This window comes from Caulobacter sp. 05L422, from assembly GCF_056397765.1.
The window spans coordinates 34,335-56,837 of sequence record NZ_JBFTOB010000011.1 but is presented as its reverse complement, the minus strand read 5'-3'; the positions used below and the strand labels follow the sequence as shown (position 1 = coordinate 56,837).

The window sequence follows — 22,503 nt, the reverse complement described above, 5'->3', positions numbered from 1 at the left end:
TCGGAAGCGGGGCTCTTGGTCTGGACGGTATCGGAAATCCGGGACCGCGCCAGTGGACGCTCAGTCGTCGTTGGGAATGTTCAGGATCTGGCCGCACGCCTTGCAGTGCACGGCGTCGGGGTCGTGCCGGCGCAAGCCGCAGGTATGGCAGGGATAGGTCACCTTGTGCGGCCGCAGGATCGACTGGATCAGGCCGATGAACAGCGACACCCCGCCCAGCATCACCGCCATCGACAGCAGCTTGCCCCAGACGCCGGGCAAGGTGACGTCGCCGTAGCCGGTGGTCGTCAGGCTGGTGACGGTGAAATAGAGGGCGTCGACATAGCCGCCGATCCCGGCGTGCCGCCCGGCGAAGCTGGAATAGACGAAGCCCGTGACCACGAAGACGAAGGTGATCAGGGTGGAGGCCGCGCGGGTGATCTGTTCCACCCGGGTGTCGTCATAGCGCCGGCCGATCGTGCGCCAGAAGAACTCGCTGTGGATCAGGGTCCACAGCCGAACTACCCGCAGGAACCCGAAGTTGAACAGCCAGGCGGGGAACAGCAGGGTGGCCAGGACGAACAGGTCGACCCAGGTGATCGGCTTTTTCAGCCAGGTCTTGATCTCGCCATGGGCGATGGCGCGGGCCGCCAGGTCCAGGCCGAGGAACGCGGCCACCCCATAGTCGATCGCGTAGAAGGTCAGGCCGTGGCGGCGCATCAGCGGCGCGGCGACGAAGAAGGCGATGATCGCCAGGTCAATGACGATGATCCCGTAGCGGAACCGAACGGCGGCGGGCGAGGCGCCATGGTAGAGGGCGCGAAGGCGGGCTCGGAGGCGCAGGCCGTGCTCTTCGCCATTGTGATCGCGCAAGTTCAGCCCTCTCTTCGGTCGCAAAACCGACGCTCAAATCGCCGCAGTTGGGGCCAGCCTCTGACTCGCGCGCGGTTTTCCACTATATAGCCCGGACCATGAGCCGCACCTTTCTCAAGATGAACGGCCTCGGCAACGACTTCGTCGTGATCGAGACCCTGACCCAGCCTTTCAATCCGACGGCTGAGGACATCCGCGCCATTGCCAAACGTCCCAGCAAGGATGGGGGCGAGGGCGGGATCGGCTGCGACCAGGTGATCGCCATCGACCCGCCGCGCGCCGAGGGCGCCAGCGCCTATGTGCGGTTCTGGAATTCCGACGGCGAGGAGACCGGGGCCTGCGGCAACGGCACCCGCTGCGTGGCCTGGCTGCTGATGCAGTCGGCCAAGAAGGAGTCCGTGGCTTTCGACACCGTGGCCGGGCGCCTGTCGGGCGTGATGGCCGGCGACAAGCTGGTCACCGTCGACATGGGCAAGCCGGGCCTGGCCTGGGACCAGATCCCGTTGTCGGAAGAGATGGACACCGTGGGCGTCGAGCTGCAGGTCGGTCCGATCGACGCGCCGCTGGTCCATACGCCGGGCTGCGTCTCGATGGGCAATCCGCACGTGGTGTTCTTCGTCGACGCCCCGGTCAGCGACGATTTCGCGCGCGGCACGGGCAGTCTCGTCGAGCACCACCCGCTGTTCCCCGAGGGCGTCAATGTCGGCTTCGCCCACATCGCGGCGCGGGATCACATCCAGCTGAAGGTCTGGGAACGCGGCGCGGGCCTGACCGCCGCCTGCGGCACCGGCGCCTGCGCGGCCCAGGTGGCCGCCGTGCGTCGCGGCCTGACCGACCGGACGGCCAAGGTCGAGTTCGAGAGCGGCGCCCTGACCATCGAATGGCGCGAGGCCGACGGCCACGTGATCATGACCGGTCCGATCACCCTGGAATTCACCGGCAAGCTGCCGGAGCTGGTCGCCGCATGACGATCCATCCCGCCCCCATTCATCCGGCAATCGGACCGGGCAAGACCGCCGTGATCACCGGCGCGGCCGACGGCATCGGCATGGCCGCCGCCCAGGCGTTCGCGGCCCTGGGCATGAACGTCGTCATGGCCGACATCATGGGCCGCGCCCTGAAAAAGGCCGCCGACGCCATCGGTGACAAGGCCCTGGCCGTGGAGACCGACGTCGCCGACCGCGCCGCCGTCCAGGCCCTGCGCGACGCCGCCGTCGACAAGTTCGGCGCGATCGACGTGCTGATGAACAACGCCGGGGTCGGCGGCGGGGGCGACGCCTTCTCCGGCGAGGACCCTTGGAAGCGCGTGCTCGACGTCAATCTGTGGGGCGTGATCAACGGCGTCCAGCTGATCGGCGAGGAGATGGCGGCCAGCGGCCGTCCCGGCCTGATCATCAACACCGGCTCCAAGCAGGGCATCACCCAGCCGCCGGGCAACACCGCCTACAACGTCTCCAAGTCGGCGGTGAAGGCCCTGACCGAAGGCCTGGCCCACAGCCTGCGCGAGATCGTCGACTGCCAGGTCGACGCCCGCCTGCTGATCCCCGGCTATGTCTTCACCGGCATGACCCGGCGCGGGACCGACAAGCCGGCCGCGGCCTGGACGCCGGAGCAGACCGTGCGGTTCATGCTCGACAGCATCGCGCGCGGCGACTTCTACATCCTGTGTCCCGACAACGACGTGCCGCGCGCCGTCGATGAAAAGCGCATGGCCTGGGCCATGGGCGACGTCATCGAGAACCGCCCGGCCCTGTCGCGCTGGCATCCCGACTGGAAGGACGCGTTCGCGGAATTCATCGCTTCGGACGTTGAGAAGCCGTGACGACCTACACGCTCATCTCGCGTCCCCCGACGCCCAAGCCCGAAGTGGGTGAAGAAGGCGGCCCCGCGACCACCGTGTCCGGGCCGGACGGCGTCGACGTCGTCACCTTCGGCTGCCGGCTGAACGCCTATGAGTCCGAGGCCATCCGCGCGCGCGCCTCGGCCGATGGCCTGCAGGACGCGGTGGTGTTCAACACCTGCGCGGTGACCAACGAGGCCGTGCGCCAGGCGCGTCAGGCGATCCGCAAGGCCCGCCGCGAACGGCCGGATGCCCGGCTGATCGTCACCGGCTGCGCGGCCCAGATCGATCCCGCCGCCTTCGCCGCCATGCCGGAGGTCGACCTGGTGCTGGGCAACGCCGAGAAGGCCGCGCCGGGCGCCCTGCTCGACACCTCCACCCGCGTGCGGGTCAACGACATCATGTCGATCAAGGAGACCGCCGGTCACCTGATCGCCGGCCTCAAGGACCGCGCTCGGGCCTATGTCGAGGTCCAGAACGGCTGCGATCACCGCTGCACCTTCTGCATCATCCCCTATGGCCGGGGAAACTCGCGCTCGGCGCCGGCCGGCGAGGTGGTGGAACAGGTGCGCCGCCTGTCGGCCGAAGGCTATCGCGAGGTGGTGCTGACCGGCGTCGACGTGACCTCGTGGGGCGCCGACCTGCCCGGCGAGCCGACCCTGGGCCAGCTGGTGGGCCGGATCCTGAAGCTGGTCCCCGACCTGCCCCGCCTGCGCCTGTCGTCGATCGACGCCGCCGAGATCGATCCCGACCTGTTCAAGCTGCTCGAGACCGAGCCGCGCCTGATGCCCTACCTGCACCTGTCGCTGCAGGCCGGCGACAACCTGGTGCTCAAGCGCATGAAGCGCCGCCACAGCCGCGAGGACGCCCTGAAGCTGGTGTCCGAGGTTCGCCGCGTGCGCCCCGACACCGCGTTCGGCGCCGACCTGATCGCCGGCTTTCCGACCGAGAGCGAGGAAGCCTTCGCCAACACCCTGAAGCTGGTCGAGGAGGCGGGCCTGGCCTTCCTGCACGTCTTCCCCTACAGCGCCCGCCCCGGCACCCCCGCCGCCCGTATGCCGCCCGTGAAGGGTCCGGTGATCAAGGACCGCGCCCGTCGCCTGCGCGAGGCGGGCCAGGCCGGTCTCGAACGGCATCTGAGCCGCCAGGTCGGCCGCACCCTGTCGGGCCTGGTCGAGCGCGACGGCGTGGCCCGGGCCGAGGACTTCACCGAAATCGCCTTCGATCCCGCCTTGGGGGGCCTTGCGCCTCAAGGGGAGATCGCCGCCTTCCGGGTGGTCGGGCACGACGGAACACGGGTCATCGCGGAGCTAGCCGCCCAGGGATGATCGATCGTCGCGTGCTGATCGCCGTTCTTGCCGCGACCCTGCTGGCCGGGGGGGCGGCCTACGCGCAAGACGCCGCGCCAACTCAAGATTTGGCGCAGGACTTGGCGCCGGAACCCAAGACCGAGGACTCTCCTCCCGCCGCCTTCCAGCCGATCGGTCCGATGCAGCCGGTCGAGCTCAGCGTCATGACCTACAATGTCGAGGGCCTGCCCTGGCCCGTGCGGACGGGGCGCGGGTCCAAGCTCAAGGAGATCGGCCGGCAGCTGGCCTCCCTGCGCGAGAATGGGCTCGAGCCCGACGTCGTCCTGCTGCAGGAAGGCTTCCGCGACGAGGTCGACGACCTGATCGAGCTCTCCGGCTATCCCTATGTCGCCAAGGGACCGCGCAAGAAGCAGCGCGACGGCAGCCAGCTGACCCGCGAGGATCGACCGCGCTACAAGCGCGTGAAGTACCGCCGCAAGGGCGAGGGCTGGGGCAAGTGGGGCTCCAGCGGCCTGTGGGTGCTGAGCAACCACCCGATCAACTGGGTCAAGTCGCACGCCTACCACTACTGCGCGGGCCTGGACTGCCTGGCCAACAAGGGGGTGATGCTGGTCAGCCTCGAGGTGCCCGGCCTGCCGGTCCCGGTCGAGATCGCCGACACCCACCTCAATTCCAAGGGCGCCTCGGGCGTGCCGCGCAATCGCAACCAGACCGCTCACCACCTGCAGGCGGCCGAGCTGGGACGGTTCATGGAGACCGACCGTACGCCCGGCGCCCCGCTGATCGTCGGCGGCGACTTCAACGTCATGCACGCCCCCGACCGCTACGACTACGTGATGCAGCGCTATCCGTTCGACGTGGTCAGCCAGGTCTGCTTCCGGACTCCCGACAGCTGCGACGCCAAGATCTCGGCCGACGGCGACGCCCCGTGGCTCGACACCCAGGACCTGATCGGCTTCAAGGCGGGGGACCGCGTGGCGATCCGGCCGATCCAGGTCGAGGCCCGCTTCGACGGCTCGGCCACGGGCGGTCCCGTACTGTCCGACCACGACGCCTATGAAGTGACCTTCCGCCTGACGCCGATCCCCATCCTGCCGGTTCCGCCGCACAAGCCCTGAGGTTTCCGATGTCCGACGCTTCTGTCCTGACCGGGGGATGCCAATGCGGCGCCGTCCGCTTCCGGGTCGAGGGCGAGGTCGGCCGGGCGTCGATCTGCCATTGCCGCATGTGCCAGAAGGCCTTCGCCGGTCCGTTCGGGGCGCTGGTCACCGTCGACGTCGCCGACCTGACCTGGACGCGCGTTGCGCCGTCAGGTTTCCAAAGCTCGGACGCCGTCCGGCGCGGCTTCTGCGCCGCCTGCGGCACGCCGCTGACTTTCGAGTGGAGCGCCGACAAGATCGACCTGGCGGTGTTCGCCTTCGACGACCCGTCACGGGTGGAGCCCGGCGTTCAGCTGGCCGTCGAGGGCCGCCCGGCCTGGATGGATCACCTGGCCGACATGCCCGTGCGCCCGCCGATGGGACCGTCAGGCGCGGTGGTCTCGCACCAGCATCCCGATCACGACACCTGAACCCTTCTCCGGCGAGCGGAGAAGGATCTAGACCTCCTCCTCGCCGCCCCGGAAGCCCGGCAGATGCCAGCCGAACTTGATCGCGCAGGCTCGCAGGCCGAAGGCGGCCGTGAAGCCGGCGATGCCGGCCGGCCAGAAGCCGACGTGAAGCTGGTGCAGGACCGCGAACACCGCCGCGCCGAACAGGGCGGCGGTGATGTAGATTTCCCGCCGCAGCAGCAGGTTCGGCTCCTCGGCCAGCACGTCGCGGATCACGCCGCCGAAGGCGGTGGTCAGCACGCCCATCATCACCGCCGTGAACGGATGGACGCCCAGGTTCAGGGCCTTGGCGGTGCCGACCACGGCGTAGGCGGCCATGCCCAGGGCGTCCAGCCACAGCAAGGCCCGGAATCGCCACCCGCGCTTGCCCAGCATCCACACCATCACCGCGGCCAGCAGGCAGACCATGATGTAGCCGGGCCGCTGGATCCAGAAGACCGGCGCGTCGATCAGCAGGTCGCGCAGCGTCCCGCCGCCGACCCCGGTGATGGCCGCGAAGAAGCCGAAGGTGATGATGTCGTGCTTTCGGTGGGCGGCCGCCAGCGCGCCGGTCGCGCCGAACACGGCGACGGCGGCGTAATCCAGCCAGAATAGGGTGGTCGAAAGCGCGTCCATTGGCGTTTGATGCCACAGCCCGCTAAAGGAACGCCATGAGCGAAAAGCCCGAGCAGAAAAAAGGCTGGTTCCAGCGCCTGACGTCCGGCCTGGCCCGGTCGTCCCAGCAGATGACCGAGCAGGTCACCGGCGCCTTCACCAAGAAGCCGCTGGACCAGGAGCAGCTGGACCAGCTGGAGGAGATGCTGATCGAGGCCGATCTGGGTCCCCAGATCGCCGCGCGCATCACCGACGCCTTCGGCAAGGCGCGGTTCGGCAAGTCGTCGACCGAGATCGAGGTCAAGGAAGCCCTGGCCGAGTTGGTCGCCGCCGAACTGACCGACCGCGAGGGCGTGTTCGATCCGCTGTCGGGCCCCAAGCCCTATGTGGTGCTGTTCATCGGCGTCAACGGCTCGGGCAAGACCACCACCCTGGGCAAGATCGCCTCGGACCTGACGAGCAAGAACGCCAAGGTGCTGATCGCCGCCGGCGACACCTTCCGCGCCGCCGCCGTCGAGCAGCTGAAGGTCTGGGCCGACCGGGCCGGGGCCGACTTCATGTCTCGCCCGCCGGGCGCCGACGCCGCCGCTCTCGCCTACGAGGCCGTCGAGCGCGCCCAGCAGGAAGGCCACGACGTCGTCCTGATCGACACCGCCGGCCGGCTGCAGAACAAGCAGGGCCTGATGGACGAGCTCTTGAAGGTCATCCGCGTGCTCAAGAAGGTCGATCCCGACGCCCCGCACGAGACCCTGCTGGTGCTGGACGCCACGGTCGGCCGCAACGCCCTGGCCCAGGAGAAGATCTTCGGCAACCAGGTCGGGGTGTCCGGCATCGTGATGACCAAGCTGGACGGCACCGCGCGCGGCGGGGTGCTGGTGCCGGTGGCCCGCGCCTCCGACAGCCCGATCAAGCTGATCGGCGTCGGCGAGGGCGTGGACGACCTGCAGCCGTTCGACGCGCGCGCCTTCTCCCGTTCGCTGGTGGGCCTGGAAGACTGAACATGACCGACACGCCTCCCACCGCTCCCGAAGCCGCCCCCGAAGCGACCAAGAAAAAGAACGCCGCCTGGGTGCGCACCGCCATCGACTACGGCGCGCCGGTCGCGTTCGGCGTGGCCTTCTTCGCCACCGGCCGCAACTTCCAGACCGCCACCTGGGTGCTGGTGGCCGCCTCGGCCCTGGCCCTGGTCCTGGGCTATGTGGTCGAGCGCCGCGTGGCGCTGCTGCCGCTGTTCTCCGGCGTCATGGCCCTGATCTTCGGGACCCTGGGCCTGGTGTTCCACAGCGACGTGTTCGTGAAGATCAAGGTCACCGTGGTCAACTCGGCCCTGGCCATCTTCATGATCGGCGGCGTGCTCACGGGCCGCGCGCCGCTGAAGGCCCTGATGGGCGAGGCCGTGCACCTGCCCGACGCGGCCTGGCGCACCCTGACCCTGCGCTACGGCGGCTACTTCGCCTTCGCCGCGATCGCCAACGAACTGGTCCGCCTGACCCAGACCACCGACATGTGGGTGAAGTTCCGGATCGGCCTGCTGCCCCTGGCCCTGCTGTTCTCGCTCAGCCAGGTGCCCTTCATGATGAAGCACATCGCCAAGGGCGACGACGCCAAGACCCCCGAGCCGCCGGATGCGGGCTTCTAGCGATATCGACAGCCCACGGACCGTCTGTCGTCAAAACGACGTCTAACCGTGGTATTTAAAGGTCCGTCGACGGAAACGAGGGACGACGGACCATGGCCAAGACCAAGGGCGACTCGAAGAGCGAGCGTGGGAGCGATAACGGCGGGGCCTTGGCCCGTTCGCCCAGCCATCTCCTGCACCGGGTCCTGCAACTGGCCCTCGACATCTACGCCGAGGAAAGCGGGACGGGCGGGATCACCCAGCGCCAGTTCGCGGTCCTGGCCGCCGTGGCCGAGAACGAGGGCGTCACCCAGACGGGCCTGGTCCGCGCCACCGGCATCGACCGTTCCACCCTGGCCGACATGGTCGCCCGGATGATCACCAAGGGCCACCTGGAGCGCCAGCGCTCCGACCAGGACGCCCGCGCCAACACCGTCAGTCTGACCCCCGCCGGCGCCGCCGTCCTGGAGGAGAGCCGCCCCAAGGTGGCCATGGCCGACGCCCGCATCCTGGCCCTGCTCAAGCCCAGCAAGCGCGAGGGCTTCCTGGAGCTGCTCAGCGACATGGCCGTCTCGGACGTCCACGCCGAGCCCGAGGCCAAGGCCAAGAAGCTCAAGGCCCCCAAGGCCGAGAAACCGGCCCACGGCAAGAAGGACAAGAAGCCCAAGAAGGAAAAGGCGGCCAAGAAGGCCGCCTAGGCCTTGGTCCCTCCCTTTATTTTCAGCCGTCATCCCGGGCCCCGTGGTCGGGATGACGGTCGTAGGATGGGGCAGGGCTTCCACCGAAACCTTTAGACCCCCGCTCGGCGACGCTTTAAGGATCACTCCACGCCGAAAGGGCGGCTCGGCCCGCTGGATTTCCCAGGCGCGCGAGCGTCCGGGCAGGAGCCGCCATGGCCAAGGGTCAGAAGAAATCCAACAAGGAAGTCCGCAAACCGAAGGCCGACAAGAAGACGGCCCCGGCCTCGGTCTCGCCGTTCATTGTCACGCCCGGCAAGAAGTAGGCGCACGCCAGACCGCCCGCTCCGCGTCGGTGGGGTGGGCGGTGGGGTTTGGCCCGTCCCCGTACTTGTGGAAGCCGTGACGTGATCAAGCAGTATGGATGGTCCGATCCGCTAGCGCGGGCCTTCGAACCGCACGCGCGCGCGGGCCATGTTCCGGGGCGCGTCGTGGTCCAGCAGCGGAACGGATACCTGGTGGCCACCGACGAGGGCGAACTGCGGGCCAAACCGTCGGGACGCCTGCGTCACGAGGCGCGCGAGGCCGGCCACCCGGCGGTCGGCGACTGGGTGGCGTTGTCGAGGAACCTCGTCGAGCGCACCGCCACCATCCACGCCATCCTGCCGCGCCGCACGGCCTTCGTGCGTCGGGCCGCCGACAGCACGCAAACGCCGCAGGTGGTCGCCGCCAACATCGACCTGGCCTTCATCGTCACCTCGATGAACGCCGACCTCAATCCGCGCCGGATCGAGCGCTACCTCGCAGCCGCCTTGCAGAGCGGCGCGCGCGCCGTGGTGGTGCTGACCAAGTCGGACCTTTGCGCCGAACCGTCGCTCCAGGCCGCCGAGATCGAGGCCCTGGCGGCCAGCTGCCCCGTCGTCCAGGTGTCGGCGCGGCAAGGCGTGGGGCTCGACGCCCTGCTGGCCCATCTGGCTCCAGGCGAGACCTGCGTGCTGATCGGCTCGTCCGGCGTTGGAAAGTCGACGCTGGTCAACGTGTTGCTGGGAGAGCAGCGCATGGCGACCCAGGCGATCCGTGAAGCCGACGACCAGGGACGCCACACCACCAGCCATCGCGAGCTGGTCCTGCTGCCCGGCGGTGGGCTGATCATCGACACGCCCGGCATCCGGGAAGTCGGACTGATCGACGCCGAGGAAGGCTTGAGCGAGGTGTTCGAGGATATCGAGCGCTTGGCGCAGGCCTGCCGGTTCAACAACTGCGGCCACGCCAACGAACCCGGCTGCGCGGTGCGCGGCGCGCTGGAGAGCGGGGCCCTGGACCCCGATCGCTGGGCGCACTTCCAGAAGCTGGGGCTTGAACTGGCCGCCGTGGACGACAAGGCCGATCGCGCGGCCAAGGACGCCGAGCGCCGCCGCCTGGGCGGGCTTCAGAAGAAATACCGCGCCACCAAGAAGGACGACCGGGGCGCCGACTGACCGTCCGACGCTCAGCGGCTCCCCGCCGTCGCGAGCGGTATTTTCAGAATATAGCCCGCGCCTCCCGACAAACGGGGCTAGGTGAGGGATCGCCACTTACGAGAGACGCCAATGCCCGCTTTCACCATCGTCACCACCAGCGCGACCCAAGGCAGCGATGCGGCGGAGGTGAGCACGCTCGCGGACGAGTTCGTCAACGAGAGCGAAGCGCTGGGCTACTCGCGCCGAATGGCTGAAGAGATGGTGGGCCTGGCCCATCAACTCTCGCTGGACTTCGACTACAGCAATGTCGGCCTCTACGAAGGTGACCTGATCGACGAGGAGCTGGATCCGGCGCATCCCGCGTTCATGGGGGCGTGGGTGCTGGACGAAGAGGGCGTGGCCTTCGTGGAAGCGGACGAATTCCGCGAAAGCGAGACGGAGCCCTCGTAAACGCAAACCGCCCGCCTCGCGTCGGCGAGGCGGGCGGCTGTGCGCTGGAGATCAGCGAGCGCTTAGGCGGGCTGGTGCACGCCGGCTTCGTTCAGCCATTCCAGGATCTTGGCCTTGGGCATGGCGCCGACCTTCATCGAGGCCATCTGGCCGCCGCGGAACAGCATCATGGTCGGGATGCCGCGCACGCCGTAGCGCGACGGGGTCGTGGGGCTGTCCTCGATATTGACCTTGGCCACGGTGACGTGGTCGGCCAGTTCCTCGGAGATCTGCTCCAGGGCCGGGGCGATCTGCTTGCACGGGCCGCACCATTCGGCCCAGAAGTCGACCAGGACCGGCTTTTCGGCCTGCAGGACGTCCTTTTCGAAGGACTCGTCGGTCACCGTCACGGTGCTCATCGTCTGGCTCCATCTGCGCCCGGACATCCGGGGCGCGCTAGAAAACTGTCGTTACCGGGGATTCGCTCCCCGTCTTGCAGCAAGATTTAGGGACCCGCGCCCCCCTCGGCAATGATCTAGAACAGCCGGGCCAGGGCCGAGGCCATCACCTTTTCTGGAACCGCCATGAGTTTGGGGCCGTCCGTCCACACGATCGCGGCCTCGATCGGGCGGTCGGGGAACACCTCGGCCAGCACGGCGGCATAGACCGCCATCTGCGACAGATAGGCCGGATCGGCGTTCTCGATGCGGTCGGGCGAGGGGCGATTGGTCTTGTAGTCGACCACCAGGATGCGGTCCGGCGTGACCACCAGCCGGTCGACCCGGCCGGCGATCTTCAGCTCCGCCGGCAGCTTGGACGCCCCGCCCGCCACCGAGACCTCGGCCCGCGAGCCGGGACCGAACACGGCGGCGAATCGAGGGTCTTCCAGCACGCCGAAGGCCGCCGACGCCATTTCGGCGCGCTGGTCGTCGGTCAGGTCGCGCTCGGCGGCCAGCAGACGGCCAGCGGCCGTCCTGCGGGCGGCGGGTTCGATGTCGGGGAGGAGCTGCAGCAGCCGGTGGATGATCTCGCCGCGCCGATAGCGGCCCAGGCCCGACACCGCCGCCAGGGGCGAGGGCGCGCTGCCCCGGGCCTCGTCCTCCAGGGTGGAAGGAGCGGCGTAGCGGGCGGCGGGCGTCTCGGGCGCGGCCGGAGCCAGGGTCCAGGCGGGCGTGGGGACCGGTGCGGGCGCCAGGCGGGGCGCCAGGGCTTCGGCCTTCATCGGGTCCGGCCCGAAGCGCTTGCGGCCGTCGTCGGAAATCTCGCGCACGCCCGGTTCGATGTCGGGATGGGCGAAGGCGGCCTGGGCGGCGGCGTACCAGCCGCCGACGTTCTCGTCCTTGGTCCGCGCGTCGATCCGGCCGCACAGGATCAGGCGGTCCCGCGCCCGGGTCAGGGCCACGTAGTAGAGCCGCAGGGCCTCCTCGGCGTCCTTCTTCTCGCGACGTTCGCGGGCCATCATGCTGGCTTCGCAGTCGTTGGCCTTGGACGCGCACCACAGGAAGCCGCCGGCTTGCGTCTGCATCAGCGGCGAGCCGCGCGCCCCGCCCTTCATGGTGGTCTCGGGCAGGAAGACGATCGGCGCTTCAAGGCCCTTGGAGCCGTGGGCGGTCATCACCCGCACCTCCTGGCGCGCGCCCTCCATCTCGCGTTTGACCACGATGTCGAGGCTGGCGAAGTCGGCGACCAGGGCCTCCAGGTCGCGCACCCCGCGCTGCTCGGCGGCCAGGATCTGGGCCAGGAACTCGTCCAGGGCCTCGGCGGCCTCTTCGCCCAGGCGGGTCAGCACCTTGGCGCGGTTGGAGCGGACGGTGTCGTCCACCCGGCCCAGCAGCAGGGCGTAGAACTCGAACGGCTGCTTGCGGCGGCTCTCGGCCAGGGCCCAGCGCAGCAGGTCGCGGGCGGCGGACCATCTGGGCTGCTCGGCGGCGCGGTCGTTCACGGACTTCCACAGCGTCCCAGGCCGTCCCTTGGCCAGGGCGTAGAGGTCCTCGTCCGACAGGCCGCAGAACGGGCTCTTCAGCAGGGCCGCCAACGTCAGGTCGTCGTCGGGGAACAGACAGAACCGGCCCAGGGCTAGCAGGTCGTCGAACACGATGTGGGCCGACAGGCTCAGGCGGTCGGCGCCGGCCACGGGCACGCCGCGTCGTTTCAGCGCCCGCAGCACCTCCTCGAACAGCGCCTTGCGCCGACGGACCAGCACCAGGATGTCGCCCGGATGGGCCGGCCGCCACTGGCGGGTCTCCTTGTCGAACACCGCGTCGCCGCGGGCGATAAGGGCCTGGATCTCGACGGCGATCTTCTCGGCCAGGCGACGATTGGCGCCGTGCTCGCTCTCGGCGTCCAGCGGCGCGTCCCAGGCCTCGCGCTCCTCGCCGGGCAGTTCGCGCTCCAGCGGCCACAGGTCCACGCACCCCTTGTGGTCGACGCGGAACGGCTGGTGGCGGACCACGTCCTCGCCGGCCGGGGCGGGCACGCCCGAGCGAGTCTCGGGCGCCGAGAACAGGGCGTCGACGAAGCTCAGAACCTCGACCGTCGAACGGTACGACATGGTCAGGGGCACGGCCTTGCCGATCTGGTCGGCGGCGGTGATCTGGGCGATGTAGCCTTGGGTCTCTGCCAGCAGGCGCTGGGGATCGGCGCCCTGGAACGAATAGATCGACTGCTTTTCGTCGCCGACCACGAACAGGGTGCGCGCGTCCTCGCCTTTATGCTGGGCCCGCCAGCGGACCGCGCCCTCGCCGGCGAAGAAGTCCGAGGTCAGGGCCCGCAGGATCGCCCACTGCTCGGGGGCGGTGTCCTGGGCCTCGTCCAGCAGGATGTGGTCGATGCCGCCGTCCAGCTTGTACAGCACCCAGGCCGCGTCGACCTTTTCGGTGAGCAGCACCTTGGTCTTGTCGATCAGGTCGGCGAAGTCGAGCGCGCCCCGGGCGTCCTTCTCGATCTGGTGCGAGGTGACGTAGAGGGCCGCCAGGCGCAGGGCGTCGGCGCTGTCCTCGGCCACGCGGGCGGCGCGCAGCCATTCGCGGGCCTCGGCCAGGCGCTCCTGTTCGGCCAGCAGCCGCTCGCGGAGATGCTCATGGGCTTTCAGACCCGAGGTCTTGGCTGGCCAGGTCGCGGGCGTGCCGGCCCCCTTCTCCGTGAACAGGGCCGCCAAGGCCTGGTCGAGGTCGGCGTCGGGGTCGGTGGCCACCGCCCGAAGTTGGCCTGCGCACTTGATGTCGGTCTTGGTGCCGTTCAACAGCACGTCGGCCGCCGAGCGCCAGAGGTCGCGGTCCAGTTCCGCCATCGCTTCAGCGACGACGTCCTCGACGCTGCTGGCCCCGTAGTGGAAGCCGCAGACCTTCCAGACGTCCTCGATCGCGCCCTGCAGGCCGCCGACCTTCCCCAGGTATTCGCCGATCGCTCCGCGCTGGGTCTCGAAGGTGGCGAACATCGCTTCGAAGCCGGCGAAGTCGAGGGCCACCGAGAACCGGGCATAGGCCACCGCGAAGGCGTCGTCATGGTCGGTGACATAGGTCGCCACCTGCCGCAGGGTGCCCTGGGCGATGGCGGCCGAGGCGCTGTCGTCCATCACCTGGAAGCCGGGCGAGACCCCGGCCTCCAGCGGGAAGCGCCGCAGCAGCTTCTCGCAGAAGGCGTGGATGGTCTGGATCTTCAGCCCTCCCGGCGTCTCCAGCGCCTTGGCGAACAGGCCTCGGGCCTCGGACAGTTGCTTGTGGCTGAAACTGGTGGGATCGCGGCCCTCCAGAGCGCCCAACTGTTCGCGCAGCTTGACGTCGGGGGTGACGCACCACTCGCCCAGGCGCTCGAACAGCCGGCGCTGCATCTCGGCGGCGGCGGCCTTGGTGTAGGTCACGCACAGGATCGCCTCGGGCGACGAACCGGCCAGCAGCAGGCGCGCGACCCGGTCGATCAGGGTCTTGGTCTTGCCCGAGCCGGCGTTGGCCGTGACGAAGGCCGAGATGGCGGGATCGGCGGCGATGCGCTGGGGGTCGATGTGTACGACGTCCGACATGCTAGGCCCTCCCCCCGTGGAGGAGGCGATCGCGCAGCGATCGGTGGGGGGATACGGCCGAGGTGGGATCACTCCCCCCTCCGGCCCATTCGGGCCGCCTCCCCCACAGGGGGAGGGACTTTTGGGGCAGGGCAAGGTTCATTCCGAACCCTCCCCGTCATCGCCGCTGGTCGACCACTCGAACACCCGCGCCAGGTGCCCGTAGTCGCCCACGTGGTCGTGCACGAACTGCGGCGCCACGCGCGACAGGTACGGCTGACGCGGATTGTCGTACCGCTCGATCAGTTCGCGCAGCCCGTTCAGCGCCTTGATCGCCGCCTCCTGGCTGTCGACACCGGCGGCGGCGCGCACCTCCTCGACGCCCGCGGGCTTGCGGCCGGTGACCCGCAGATAGGTCAGGTCGCCCGGCTCGCGCGGACCGATGTCCTTGAAGCCGCCCTCGCGCAGGATGGCGGCCGTGAGGGTCAGCTGGGGCGAGAAGCCGGTCTCGACCTGCTTCTTCGACGGCGCGGCGCCGGTCTTGTAGTCGAGGATGTGGGCCAGGCCGTCGGGGGTCGGCTCGATGCGGTCGGCCTTGGCGGTGACCGTGAAGGGCCGGCCGCCGATGTCGAAGGTCAGCTCGCCGGCGGCCTCCACCACGATGCGTTCGGCCCCGGCCCGGCGACGGGTCTCCAGCTCGGCGACCCACAGCGCCGCCTCGCGGGCCAAGGCGCGTTCGCGGGCCAGGGCGGCGGGCGGCATGCCGGCCTTTTCCAGTTCGCCCAGATAGAGCCCGGCGAAGATTTCGGCGGCGTTGGCCGGCACGGGGCCGGGATGCTCCAGCGAGAAGGTCTCGAACGCCGCGTGGATCGCCGTGCCGCGCGCCCGGGCCTCGACCGGCTCGTCGGGACGGTCCAGCGGGAAGAGCTTGAGGATGTCGCGGGCCCAGACAGCGTAGGGGTCGCGGGTCAGGGCCTCGACCCGGGTGACGGCCATCCTGCGCGGACGGTCGGCGACCGGCGGGGTTGGGGCCGGGCGCTTGATCGGTTCGTAGGGACCGGGCGCGTCGAGATCGCGCGCCCAGGCCAGCACGTCGGGGCGTTCGGTCAGGTGCAGGCCGGCGCCGCGCGCCAGGGTCTTCAACCGCCACAGCCAGCGGCTCTCGACAGCCGGCGCCCCGCCGCGCCGCTCGCTGTGGACCAGGATCACGTCGGGCGCGCAGGCGGCTTGGGCGAAGTCGTGGGCGGTCAGGCCGATGCGGCGCTCTGGCGGCGGCAGCTCCAGCTTGGCGCGCATCGGCCGCGACAGGAACGGGTCGATCGGCGCGCCGCGCGGCCAGATCCCTTCCTCCAGCCCGGCCAGGATCAGCCGGTCGGCCCGCACCATCCGCGCCTCGATGGCCCCGAAGATCCGCAGGCGCGGGTGGGTGGCGCCGCCGGTGCGCAGGGTCTCCTCGTTGACCAGCCGGTCGAACAGGTCGGCGAAGCCCTGGGCCGAGGCCGGCGGCAGGGCGACGCCGTCGGTGATCAGCGATGACAGCAGGCCCGCCAGGCTCTCGCCGGCCGAACCGGCCCACAGGTCGGTGGGATCGGCCAGGGCCTCCAGCGCCTCGACCAGGGCCCGTGCGGCGGCGGCCGGCTGGCCCGCCTTGGGGTCGGCGACATAGGGTGCGGCGACGCGATGGGCGGCGGCCAGGACGCGTTCGATCAGAGCCTTCGCGTCGGGATAGTTCTCGAGCCGCTCCAGGAGCTGGGCCGCGTCGCGCGGGGCGGGGCCGCGCAGGCCGTGGCGCTCCAGGTCGCGGGTGACGTCCAGGTCGCCCCGCAGCAGCGGGTGCTTGGCCACCGCGAGCAAGCGCACGGGGTCCAGCGCGTCCACCGCCAGACCGGCCACGTGCTGGGCCAGGATCGCCGCGGCGCTGGCGGCCAGGGGGGCGCCGGCCGAGCTGTCGGGGATCACGCCCCAGCGCACCAGCCGGGCGTTGACCCGTCGGGCCAGCTCCTGGTCGGGGGTGACCATGGCGGCGGTCTGGCCGGGGGTCTCCAGGGCTTCGCGCAGCAGCAAGGCGCAGGCGACGGCCGCCTCCTCCTCGGTGCGGGCGTTGACCAGGGACAGGCCCTTCAGCCCCTCCTCGATCGGGTCGAGCCCCGGAGCTTCGGCGCGCAGGCGATCGATCTGGGCCAGCCAGTCGGCGGTGGCCTGGGCTGGGCGCAGGGCCTCGTTGATCAGGCGGCGGCGCCAGCGGCCCCGGCTGTCGGCCTCGGGCCACCAGGGGCGGACGTCGGCGCGGGTGACCTTGGCCCCGTCCAGCAGGCGCTTCATCGCGCCCTGCGGATGCTGCTCGCCCTGCACGCCCTCGATCTGGTCCCAGGCGTCGTCGGCCAGGCCGTCGTCGAGACCCGGCAGCACGACCGCGCCCTGGGGCAGGCTGGCGATCACCCGCAGCAGGCGGGCGGTGGCCGGCGCGGTGCCGGTCGAGCCGGCGGCGACCAGCACGCCCTGGGGCGGGCTGGCCTCCCACTGGTCCGAGAGCGCATTGAGCAGCCGCACCCGTCGGTCGCTGACGTCGATCAGCCCCATCTCGTCCAGCCGCTTGGGCCAAGCGGTCAGCACGGCCTTCAGGAACCGCGCCGAGACCTGCCAGTGCTGGGCCAGGTCGCCCTCGGCCAAGCCGTCCAAGCGGCCGTCGTCGGTGACCACCTCCTCGATCTGGCAGCTGTCGAGGAACTCGGCCAGCGCCTTGGCCATCTCCAGCGCCTCGCCCGCCTGGGGCTGGAACGACAGCAGATGGCTGTTGTCGGCGACGAGGCGCGCCAGTTCGAACCGGCGGCGGCGCGAGGAGACGGCGGGCGGCAGGTCCAGGCTCAGCTCGCCGGGTTCGAACGGCGGCTCGCCCTCGTCCAGATCGCCCAGCGGGCGGATCTGCGGCAGCAGCAGGGCCCTGCCGCCGCCGGCCGCGAGAAAGGCGTCGGCCAGGGCGCGGGCGCCGCGTCGGGTGGGGGTCAGGACGGTGGCGGCGGGCAGGGCTTCGGGCCCCAGCGGCGCCAAGGCGTCCAGCAGCCCGCGCGCCAGGTCCTCGACGAAGGGCCGGTGGGCGGGGATCGAGACCCAGCGCGGCCCCGGGCGATCAAAGGGGCCCGTCATGGTCAGGCTCCGCCTGCGAGCCGGGCCTCGGCGATGTCCCGCGCGTCGGGGTCGCCGACATGCATCCACACCCCGGACGGCGCGACGCCGCGCACGCGCCCCTGGGCGGCCAGGGCCTTCCAGATCGGGGTCAGCGAGAACGGACCGTCCGGACCGTCCGCCACGATCTTCGGCTTGGTGATGTGGACGCCGACATAGACCAGCGGCGCGGTCTCGCCGGGACCCTTGAAGCGTACGACGTCGCCATCGAGGAACACGTCGCCGGTGTCGTGGAAGCCCAGGGACTCCGTGGTCGAGGCCAGCATCAGGCAGACGTCCATGGTCGCCGGATCCCAGGCGCGGGCCACGGCCTCGATGGCCGAGCTGTCCTCGATCCAGACGGAGTCGATATTGGCCACCCAGATCGGCGCCTCGCCCAGCAGCGGCAGGGCGTGCTTGACGCCGCCGCCGGTCTCAAGGGCCTGGGGCCGTTCGTCGGAGATGACGATGCGGGGCAGGGGGTGGGTCGCGGCGCGCTTCACCAGATGGTCTTCGAGCCGGTCGGCGAAGTAGTGGACGTTGACCACGGCGGTCTCGACCCCGGCGGCGGCCAGGCGGTCCAGCATGTGATCGATCAGCGCCTTGCCGCCGACCTCGACCAGGGCCTTGGGCCGGTCGTCGGTCAGGGGGCGCATGCGGGTGCCCAGGCCGGCGGCCAGGACCATGGCGACTTTCGGGGCGCTCATCGGCGGAACTCCGACGGGACGTAGCGATCGAACCAGGCTTTCAGGCCGGTCATGGCCGGATCGTTCAGGTTACGCTCCAGGTAGCGCCAGGTGCGCGGCATGTAGGCCTCGTACTGCGGCCGGCCCAGCAGGGCCTGGCGGGCGAACACCCGGCCCAGGATCCGCGCGGCGTTGGAGGCGGCCAGGGCGCGGTAGTCGGCGATGAACGCGCCTCGATCCACCGAGGGCCGGGCGGCCAGGTAGCGGTCCAGCATGGCCTGCTCCAGCTCGGGCGAGACGTCGCGGCGGGCGTCCTGCAGCAGGTGGGTCAGGTCCCAGGCCGGGTGGGCGCGCAGGGCGTCCTGGAAGTCCAGCAGACCGACCCGGGCCACGCCGTCGCGCTCGGGCAGCCACAGCAGGTTCTGGGCGTGATAGTCGCGGTGGGTGAAGACCGAGGCTCCCGCCTCGCCGCGCACCCAGACCGGAGCCCACAAGGCGTCCCATTCGGCCACCGCCGCGTCGTCGAACGCAGGCAGGCCCGAGAACTTCGGCCACCATTCCAGGAAGGTGTCGGTGGCGATCTTCAGGGCCAGGGTGTCATAGGTCAGCAGCGGCCAGACCACGCCGCCCTCGACCGTGAGCACATCCGGCGGGGTCTCGGCGTGCAACGCGACCTGGACGTCGACGGCGGTCTCGTACAGCGGGACCTCGTCCTGGCCCTCGGCGATCAGGGTGGCGTAGAGGCCGTCGCCCAGGTCCTCCAGCACCGCCAGCCCGGCCTCGACGTCGTGGGCCAGGATGGCCGGGGCCGACAGGCCGCGCGCCCGCAGATAGGCGGCGGTGGCCACGAAGGCGGCGACCGAGCCGGCCGCCAGGCGGGCGGCGGCGTTGTAGCCCAGGGCCACGCGCTCGGCGTCGCTGGCGCCGGGCGGGCAGACCACGCTCTCCAGGGCCGGCGGCTGGTCCATGAAGATGAACCGTTCGTCGCCGCGATACAGGCGCTCGTAGGCCCGGGTCGAGGCGTCGCCGCTGAGCAGTTCGCGGCGGGCGTCGCCGAAGCCGTGGGCCGACAGGAAGGCCGCCTTGAGGGTTTCGCGATCAGAGCTCAAGCGTGCGTCCTTCGAAGGTTCCGTGCGGCGTGAGGACGGCGCGGCGCGCCTGGCCATCGTCGCCCATGGGAGTGATGTCTATAGCGAGTCGGTCAGCCGGCAGGCGCCCCTCCAGGCGCTGGGGCCATTCGATCAGGACCGCGCCGTCCTCCAGCGCCTCCTCCAGCCCGATCTCGTAGGCCTCGTCCGGGTCCGTCAGGCGGTAGAGGTCGAAATGGGCGACCGGGAAGTCGGGGCCGTCGTAGAACTGCACCAGGGTGAAGGTCGGGCTGGGCACTTCCTCGTCGGGCGAGGTCAGGGCGCGGACCAGGGCGCGGGCCAGGGTCGACTTGCCGGCCCCCAGGGGACCGGTCAGGCAGACGGCGTCGCCGGGGCGCAGGGCCGAGGCCAGCTTCCGGCCCAGGGCCTCGGTGGCCGCCTCGTCGGGCAGGGAAATCTCGATCATCCGAACACCGCGTCGGGGTTGGTGGGCAGCACGCGCTCGACGAAGTGCTTGAGCGCCCCGGTGGCCATGGCCGCGTCGGGGTCCAGCGCCCTGGCGGCGATCGGCTTGCCGACGATCAGCGAGAACCGCCGCCCGCGCTTGTTGAGCATCTCGTGGAACAGGGTGATGTCGCGCAGCTCCTGCGCGCGGCCGTCGAACAGGTGGAACAGGGTCGACCACGGTCCTGACAGGTGCATGGGCGTGATCGGCGCGTCGCTCCAGCGGGCGATCGACACCGCAGAGGGTTGCCAGGGCTTGTCGGTCAGCTTGCCCTCGACCTTGGTGGCCAGGCGCCCGGCGGGGAAGATCGTCAGGGCCTGCTCGTCCTTCAGCAGCGCCCGGGTGCGCTCGACCACGCGGCGGGTGTCGCTCAGGGTGCGCTTGGCTTCGACCCACTCCACCGGGATCAGCACCTCGTCCAGGCCCGGACAGACGCGCAGGGCGTCGGAATTGGCGTAGAACCGCATGTCCGGCCGTCGGGCCTTGAGGGCGTCATAGACCGCCATGCCGTCGGCGATGCCGGTGGGATGGTTGCAGATCACCACGACGCGGCCCTTGGCGGGCAGGTTCTCCAGGCCCTGGACGTCGACCTCGACGCTCAGCAGGTCGGACACGTATTCCAGCGCCTCGCGGCCGCCCATCGGGGCGATGGCGTCGACCATGGCCCGGGCCTTGCCGTAGCTGAGCAGGGCGTGCAGCGGCCCACGCGCCAGCGGCCAGGCCGGCGAGCCGCACAGGTTCGGCGCCCGCTCGGCGATCAGGGTGTCGATGATGTGGGGGCGGGCCGGTTCGACGGCCTGCGGCATGGTCATCCGCCGACTCTAGAGAAGCCGCCGCGTTGTTCCAAGGCGAGGCCGGAATGATCCCACATGAAATTTGACGGACCCGTCGCGACGTCGGACGTTAGGGGCTGGGGAAGAGGGAGTTCTTGCATGAAGCGTTTCGGTCGCTGGCTCGTCGCCATCGTCGTGGTCGCCGCCGTCGGGGCGGGGGCCTGGGCCTATTGGAACTTCGAGCTGCGCTGGCGGCCCAAGACGATCACCAGGAACCAGGCCGAGATCGCCAAGATCCTGGAGACCGCCGGCTGGGTGTCGCCGGGCCTGAAGGGGTCCAAGCTCTACATGGTCAGCTTCCGCACCTGTCCCGACTGCGTGCGCTTCAAGCACGAGGAGTATCCGGGCCTGCACAAGGCGGGCGTCGACACCCGGTTGATCGAGATCGCCCGCGCCGACCGAAACGGCGTGCCGAAGTCCACCCCCGCCGAGCGCGCGACCGTGGCCGAGATGTGGGTCAACCGCAGCTGGGCGCTGTCGGAGAAGTGGGACGCCACGCCGGTCGAGGCCTGGACGGCGGCCGGCATCGCCCCCGCCGACGGCGACGTCGCCCGCACCGCCGTGATCGAAGCCGGCCGCAAGACCGTCGAGGACCTGCGGCCGCTGCTCAAGGCCAACGGCGTGAACTTCGCCTATCCGCTGCTGGTCTGGTGGACCCCGGACGGCAAGATGAAGGCCTGCGCCTGCGAGAAGCGCGAGACCTACCGGTTCGTGCGGAAGGATCTGGGGGCCTAGGAAGGCCGGGGACACGCCGCGAGGGCATGTCCCCAGTCGGATCACACTGGCCGGTTGCTGATCTCGGCCTTCCGCGCGTGGCGGGTCTTGGTTCCGGGGCGGTGGTCGAGGTCGCCGTCGCGCGGCGCGGCGCCCGCGTCGAGGTCCAGGTTGTCGTCGGCGTCGTAGAGCGCCGCCGTCTCGCCTTCGGGGGCGAGGTCCGAGGGAATCGTGCGGTCTTCGGGTTGGGCCATGTCGGTCTCCTTCTGACGTGTCAGGGAAACAAACGACGTCGCCCCCGGCCACGTTTCATGGCCGGGAGCGGTTCGGTCAGGACCCGGAGCTTAGAAGTCCTGGGCGGTGGGACGGATGGCGATCTCGCTGACGTCGACGTCGGCCGGCTGCTCGACCGCGTAGGCGATGCCGCGGGCGATGGCGTCGGCGCCGATAGCGATCTGGTAGAACGCGTCGAGGTTCTTCAGCGACTCCGCGTCGGAGCTGCCGTGCTTCAGCTCGGTGTTGGCCCCACCGGGCGAGATGACGGTCACCCGGATCTTCGAGCCGACTTCATGCCGCAGGCCTTCGGAGATGGCGTGAACGGCGAACTTGGTGCCGCTGTAGACCGTGCCGCCCGGGCTGAAGACCTTGCGGCCGGCGATCGAGCTGATGTTGACGAAGTGGCCCGAGCCTTGCGCCTCGAACACCGGCAGGGCGGCGGCCACGCCGTACAGCAGGCCCTTGATGTTGATGTCGATCATCTTGTCCCACTCGTCGGTCAGGGCGGCCGACATCGGGGCGATGGCCATGTAGCCGGCGTTGTTGATCAGCACGTCGACCCGGCCGAAGGCCTTGATGGCGACGGCGATCATCGCGTCGGCGTCGGCCTTGACCGTGACGTCGGTCTGGACGGCGATGGCCTGGCCGCCGGCGGCGGTGATCTCGGCGACCAGGGCTTCCAGGCGGTCGATGCGGCGGGCGGCCAGCACCAGGCGGGCGCCCTTGGCGGCGAGGTGGCGGGCGGTGGCTTCACCCAGGCCGCTGCTGGCCCCGGTGACGACGACGACCTTGCCGGAAATGTTGTTGGTCATGGTGGTGCTCCTTGTTTTCCCCGTGGGGTTTCCAGGTGGGC

The 22,503-nt window shown here is 70.3% G+C and carries 23 protein-coding genes; 12 read left to right on the top strand and 11 right to left on the bottom strand.

Translation table 11 applies throughout. From position 1 onward, the window contains the following. Positions 1 to 60: 60 nt before the first annotated feature. The gene (locus tag AC1DMQ_RS12005; RefSeq protein ID WP_477033793.1) at positions 61 to 852 is read right to left on the bottom strand and encodes a potassium channel family protein; all 792 of its coding nucleotides are present in this window, start codon (positions 850 to 852) and stop codon (positions 61 to 63) included. Between the two features lie 98 nt (positions 853 to 950). On the opposite strand from AC1DMQ_RS12005, the gene dapF reads away from it, so the two are divergent. Genes dapF through AC1DMQ_RS11980 form a run of 5 tightly spaced genes read left to right on the top strand, consistent with a single transcriptional unit; the run spans position 951 to position 5,572 of the window. Continuing rightward, the gene (dapF, locus tag AC1DMQ_RS12000; RefSeq protein ID WP_477033792.1) at positions 951 to 1,820 is read left to right on the top strand and encodes a diaminopimelate epimerase; all 870 of its coding nucleotides are present in this window, start codon (positions 951 to 953) and stop codon (positions 1,818 to 1,820) included. Further along, complete coding sequence (locus tag AC1DMQ_RS11995; RefSeq protein ID WP_477033791.1) at positions 1,733 to 2,674, top strand: SDR family NAD(P)-dependent oxidoreductase; 942 nt, start codon at positions 1,733 to 1,735, stop codon at positions 2,672 to 2,674. Before dapF ends, AC1DMQ_RS11995 begins: the two co-directional genes overlap by 88 nt. Next, complete coding sequence (gene mtaB, locus AC1DMQ_RS11990; RefSeq protein ID WP_477033790.1) at positions 2,671 to 4,020, top strand: tRNA (N(6)-L-threonylcarbamoyladenosine(37)-C(2))-methylthiotransferase MtaB; 1,350 nt, start codon at positions 2,671 to 2,673, stop codon at positions 4,018 to 4,020. The genes AC1DMQ_RS11995 and mtaB overlap by 4 nt, the downstream gene beginning before the upstream one ends. Further along, positions 4,017 to 5,120: an endonuclease/exonuclease/phosphatase family protein gene (locus AC1DMQ_RS11985; protein WP_477033789.1), complete on the top strand. Its 1,104-nt coding sequence runs from the start codon at positions 4,017 to 4,019 to the stop codon at positions 5,118 to 5,120. Before mtaB ends, AC1DMQ_RS11985 begins: the two co-directional genes overlap by 4 nt. An 8-nt stretch (positions 5,121 to 5,128) precedes the next feature. Next, a complete protein-coding gene (locus AC1DMQ_RS11980; protein ID WP_477033788.1) occupies positions 5,129 to 5,572 on the top strand; it encodes a GFA family protein in 444 nt (147 codons plus the stop codon). Positions 5,573 to 5,599: 27 nt separating this feature from the next. Here the strand turns inward: AC1DMQ_RS11980 and AC1DMQ_RS11975 are convergent, their stop codons facing one another. Next, positions 5,600 to 6,226: a trimeric intracellular cation channel family protein gene (locus AC1DMQ_RS11975; protein ID WP_477033787.1), complete on the bottom strand. Its 627-nt coding sequence runs from the start codon at positions 6,224 to 6,226 to the stop codon at positions 5,600 to 5,602. A gap of 35 nt (positions 6,227 to 6,261) precedes the next feature. Between AC1DMQ_RS11975 and ftsY the strand changes: the two genes are divergently transcribed. From ftsY to AC1DMQ_RS11945, 6 genes are all read left to right on the top strand, one after another. Continuing rightward, the gene (gene ftsY / locus AC1DMQ_RS11970) at positions 6,262 to 7,203 is read left to right on the top strand and encodes a signal recognition particle-docking protein FtsY (protein WP_477033786.1); all 942 of its coding nucleotides are present in this window, start codon (positions 6,262 to 6,264) and stop codon (positions 7,201 to 7,203) included. Between the two features lie 2 nt (positions 7,204 to 7,205). Next, entirely contained in the window at positions 7,206 to 7,844 is a 639-nt protein-coding gene (locus AC1DMQ_RS11965) for an inner membrane-spanning protein YciB (RefSeq protein ID WP_477033785.1), read from the top strand. Positions 7,845 to 7,936: 92 nt separating this feature from the next. Further along, positions 7,937 to 8,521, top strand: coding sequence for a MarR family winged helix-turn-helix transcriptional regulator (locus AC1DMQ_RS11960; RefSeq protein WP_477033784.1), 585 nt, complete (start codon positions 7,937 to 7,939; stop codon positions 8,519 to 8,521). Between the two features lie 194 nt (positions 8,522 to 8,715). Then, a complete protein-coding gene (locus tag AC1DMQ_RS11955) occupies positions 8,716 to 8,826 on the top strand; it encodes a hypothetical protein (protein WP_018061233.1) in 111 nt (36 codons plus the stop codon). Between the two features lie 165 nt (positions 8,827 to 8,991). Further along, complete coding sequence (gene rsgA, locus AC1DMQ_RS11950) at positions 8,992 to 9,978, top strand: ribosome small subunit-dependent GTPase A (protein WP_477033783.1); 987 nt, start codon at positions 8,992 to 8,994, stop codon at positions 9,976 to 9,978. A 111-nt stretch (positions 9,979 to 10,089) separates the two neighbouring features. Next, positions 10,090 to 10,410, top strand: coding sequence for a hypothetical protein (locus tag AC1DMQ_RS11945; RefSeq protein WP_477033782.1), 321 nt, complete (start codon positions 10,090 to 10,092; stop codon positions 10,408 to 10,410). A gap of 62 nt (positions 10,411 to 10,472) precedes the next feature. Here AC1DMQ_RS11945 and trxA read toward each other — a convergent pair whose 3' ends face one another. The 7 genes from trxA to AC1DMQ_RS11910 form a co-directional block, all read right to left on the bottom strand. Beyond that, complete coding sequence (gene trxA, locus AC1DMQ_RS11940; RefSeq protein WP_477033781.1) at positions 10,473 to 10,835, bottom strand: thioredoxin; 363 nt, start codon at positions 10,833 to 10,835, stop codon at positions 10,473 to 10,475. Positions 10,836 to 10,924: 89 nt separating this feature from the next. Further along, positions 10,925 to 14,407 (bottom strand): double-strand break repair helicase AddA, encoded by a 3,483-nt coding sequence (gene addA / locus AC1DMQ_RS11935; RefSeq protein ID WP_477033780.1) that lies wholly within the window; start codon positions 14,405 to 14,407, stop codon positions 10,925 to 10,927. 138 nt (positions 14,408 to 14,545) lie between these two features. Beyond that, entirely contained in the window at positions 14,546 to 17,530 is a 2,985-nt protein-coding gene (gene addB / locus AC1DMQ_RS11930; RefSeq protein WP_477033779.1) for a double-strand break repair protein AddB, read from the bottom strand. 2 nt (positions 17,531 to 17,532) lie between these two features. Continuing rightward, entirely contained in the window at positions 17,533 to 18,255 is a 723-nt protein-coding gene (gene murU, locus AC1DMQ_RS11925; RefSeq protein ID WP_477033778.1) for an N-acetylmuramate alpha-1-phosphate uridylyltransferase MurU, read from the bottom strand. Next, positions 18,252 to 19,343 (bottom strand): N-acetylmuramate/N-acetylglucosamine kinase AmgK, encoded by a 1,092-nt coding sequence (gene amgK, locus AC1DMQ_RS11920; RefSeq protein WP_477033777.1) that lies wholly within the window; start codon positions 19,341 to 19,343, stop codon positions 18,252 to 18,254. Before amgK ends, murU begins: the two co-directional genes overlap by 4 nt. After that, positions 19,333 to 19,788 carry a tRNA (adenosine(37)-N6)-threonylcarbamoyltransferase complex ATPase subunit type 1 TsaE gene (gene tsaE, locus AC1DMQ_RS11915; protein ID WP_477033776.1) on the bottom strand — a complete coding sequence of 152 codons (456 nt, stop codon included), beginning with the start codon at positions 19,786 to 19,788 and terminating at the stop codon, positions 19,333 to 19,335. Before tsaE ends, amgK begins: the two co-directional genes overlap by 11 nt. Next, positions 19,785 to 20,639 carry a 1-acyl-sn-glycerol-3-phosphate acyltransferase gene (locus AC1DMQ_RS11910; protein ID WP_477033775.1) on the bottom strand — a complete coding sequence of 285 codons (855 nt, stop codon included), beginning with the start codon at positions 20,637 to 20,639 and terminating at the stop codon, positions 19,785 to 19,787. The genes tsaE and AC1DMQ_RS11910 overlap by 4 nt, the downstream gene beginning before the upstream one ends. A gap of 120 nt (positions 20,640 to 20,759) precedes the next feature. Here AC1DMQ_RS11910 and AC1DMQ_RS11905 point away from each other — a divergent pair, with 120 nt between their 5' ends. After that, on the top strand, positions 20,760 to 21,395 hold the full coding sequence (locus tag AC1DMQ_RS11905; RefSeq protein ID WP_477033774.1) for a hypothetical protein: 636 nt from the start codon (positions 20,760 to 20,762) through the stop codon (positions 21,393 to 21,395). A gap of 41 nt (positions 21,396 to 21,436) precedes the next feature. On the opposite strand, the gene AC1DMQ_RS11900 is transcribed toward AC1DMQ_RS11905, so the two are convergent. Continuing rightward, entirely contained in the window at positions 21,437 to 21,628 is a 192-nt protein-coding gene (locus AC1DMQ_RS11900) for a hypothetical protein (RefSeq protein WP_477033773.1), read from the bottom strand. A 90-nt stretch (positions 21,629 to 21,718) separates the two neighbouring features. Beyond that, positions 21,719 to 22,462: an SDR family oxidoreductase gene (locus tag AC1DMQ_RS11895; protein WP_477033772.1), complete on the bottom strand. Its 744-nt coding sequence runs from the start codon at positions 22,460 to 22,462 to the stop codon at positions 21,719 to 21,721. Between the last annotated feature and the right edge of the window lie 41 nt (positions 22,463 to 22,503).

Coding starts and splice junctions, on each gene's coding strand:
- AC1DMQ_RS11960 (WP_477033784.1), top strand. CDS start 7,937: ATGGCCAAGACCAAGGGCGACTCGAAGAGCGAGCGTGGGAGCGATAAC.
- AC1DMQ_RS11910 (WP_477033775.1), bottom strand. CDS start 20,639: ATGACCATGCCGCAGGCCGTCGAACCGGCCCGCCCCCACATCATCGAC.
- AC1DMQ_RS11900 (WP_477033773.1), bottom strand. CDS start 21,628: ATGGCCCAACCCGAAGACCGCACGATTCCCTCGGACCTCGCCCCCGAA.
- addB (WP_477033779.1), bottom strand. CDS start 17,530: ATGACGGGCCCCTTTGATCGCCCGGGGCCGCGCTGGGTCTCGATCCCC.
- AC1DMQ_RS11995 (WP_477033791.1), top strand. CDS start 1,733: ATGGCGCGAGGCCGACGGCCACGTGATCATGACCGGTCCGATCACCCT.
- AC1DMQ_RS11945 (WP_477033782.1), top strand. CDS start 10,090: ATGCCCGCTTTCACCATCGTCACCACCAGCGCGACCCAAGGCAGCGAT.
- ftsY (WP_477033786.1), top strand. CDS start 6,262: ATGAGCGAAAAGCCCGAGCAGAAAAAAGGCTGGTTCCAGCGCCTGACG.
- AC1DMQ_RS11905 (WP_477033774.1), top strand. CDS start 20,760: ATGAAGCGTTTCGGTCGCTGGCTCGTCGCCATCGTCGTGGTCGCCGCC.
- trxA (WP_477033781.1), bottom strand. CDS start 10,835: ATGTCCGGGCGCAGATGGAGCCAGACGATGAGCACCGTGACGGTGACC.
- dapF (WP_477033792.1), top strand. CDS start 951: ATGAGCCGCACCTTTCTCAAGATGAACGGCCTCGGCAACGACTTCGTC.
- AC1DMQ_RS11895 (WP_477033772.1), bottom strand. CDS start 22,462: ATGACCAACAACATTTCCGGCAAGGTCGTCGTCGTCACCGGGGCCAGC.
- AC1DMQ_RS11955 (WP_018061233.1), top strand. CDS start 8,716: ATGGCCAAGGGTCAGAAGAAATCCAACAAGGAAGTCCGCAAACCGAAG.
- tsaE (WP_477033776.1), bottom strand. CDS start 19,788: ATGATCGAGATTTCCCTGCCCGACGAGGCGGCCACCGAGGCCCTGGGC.
- murU (WP_477033778.1), bottom strand. CDS start 18,255: ATGAGCGCCCCGAAAGTCGCCATGGTCCTGGCCGCCGGCCTGGGCACC.
- AC1DMQ_RS11965 (WP_477033785.1), top strand. CDS start 7,206: ATGACCGACACGCCTCCCACCGCTCCCGAAGCCGCCCCCGAAGCGACC.
- AC1DMQ_RS11975 (WP_477033787.1), bottom strand. CDS start 6,226: ATGGACGCGCTTTCGACCACCCTATTCTGGCTGGATTACGCCGCCGTC.
- AC1DMQ_RS11980 (WP_477033788.1), top strand. CDS start 5,129: ATGTCCGACGCTTCTGTCCTGACCGGGGGATGCCAATGCGGCGCCGTC.
- AC1DMQ_RS11985 (WP_477033789.1), top strand. CDS start 4,017: ATGATCGATCGTCGCGTGCTGATCGCCGTTCTTGCCGCGACCCTGCTG.
- addA (WP_477033780.1), bottom strand. CDS start 14,407: ATGTCGGACGTCGTACACATCGACCCCCAGCGCATCGCCGCCGATCCC.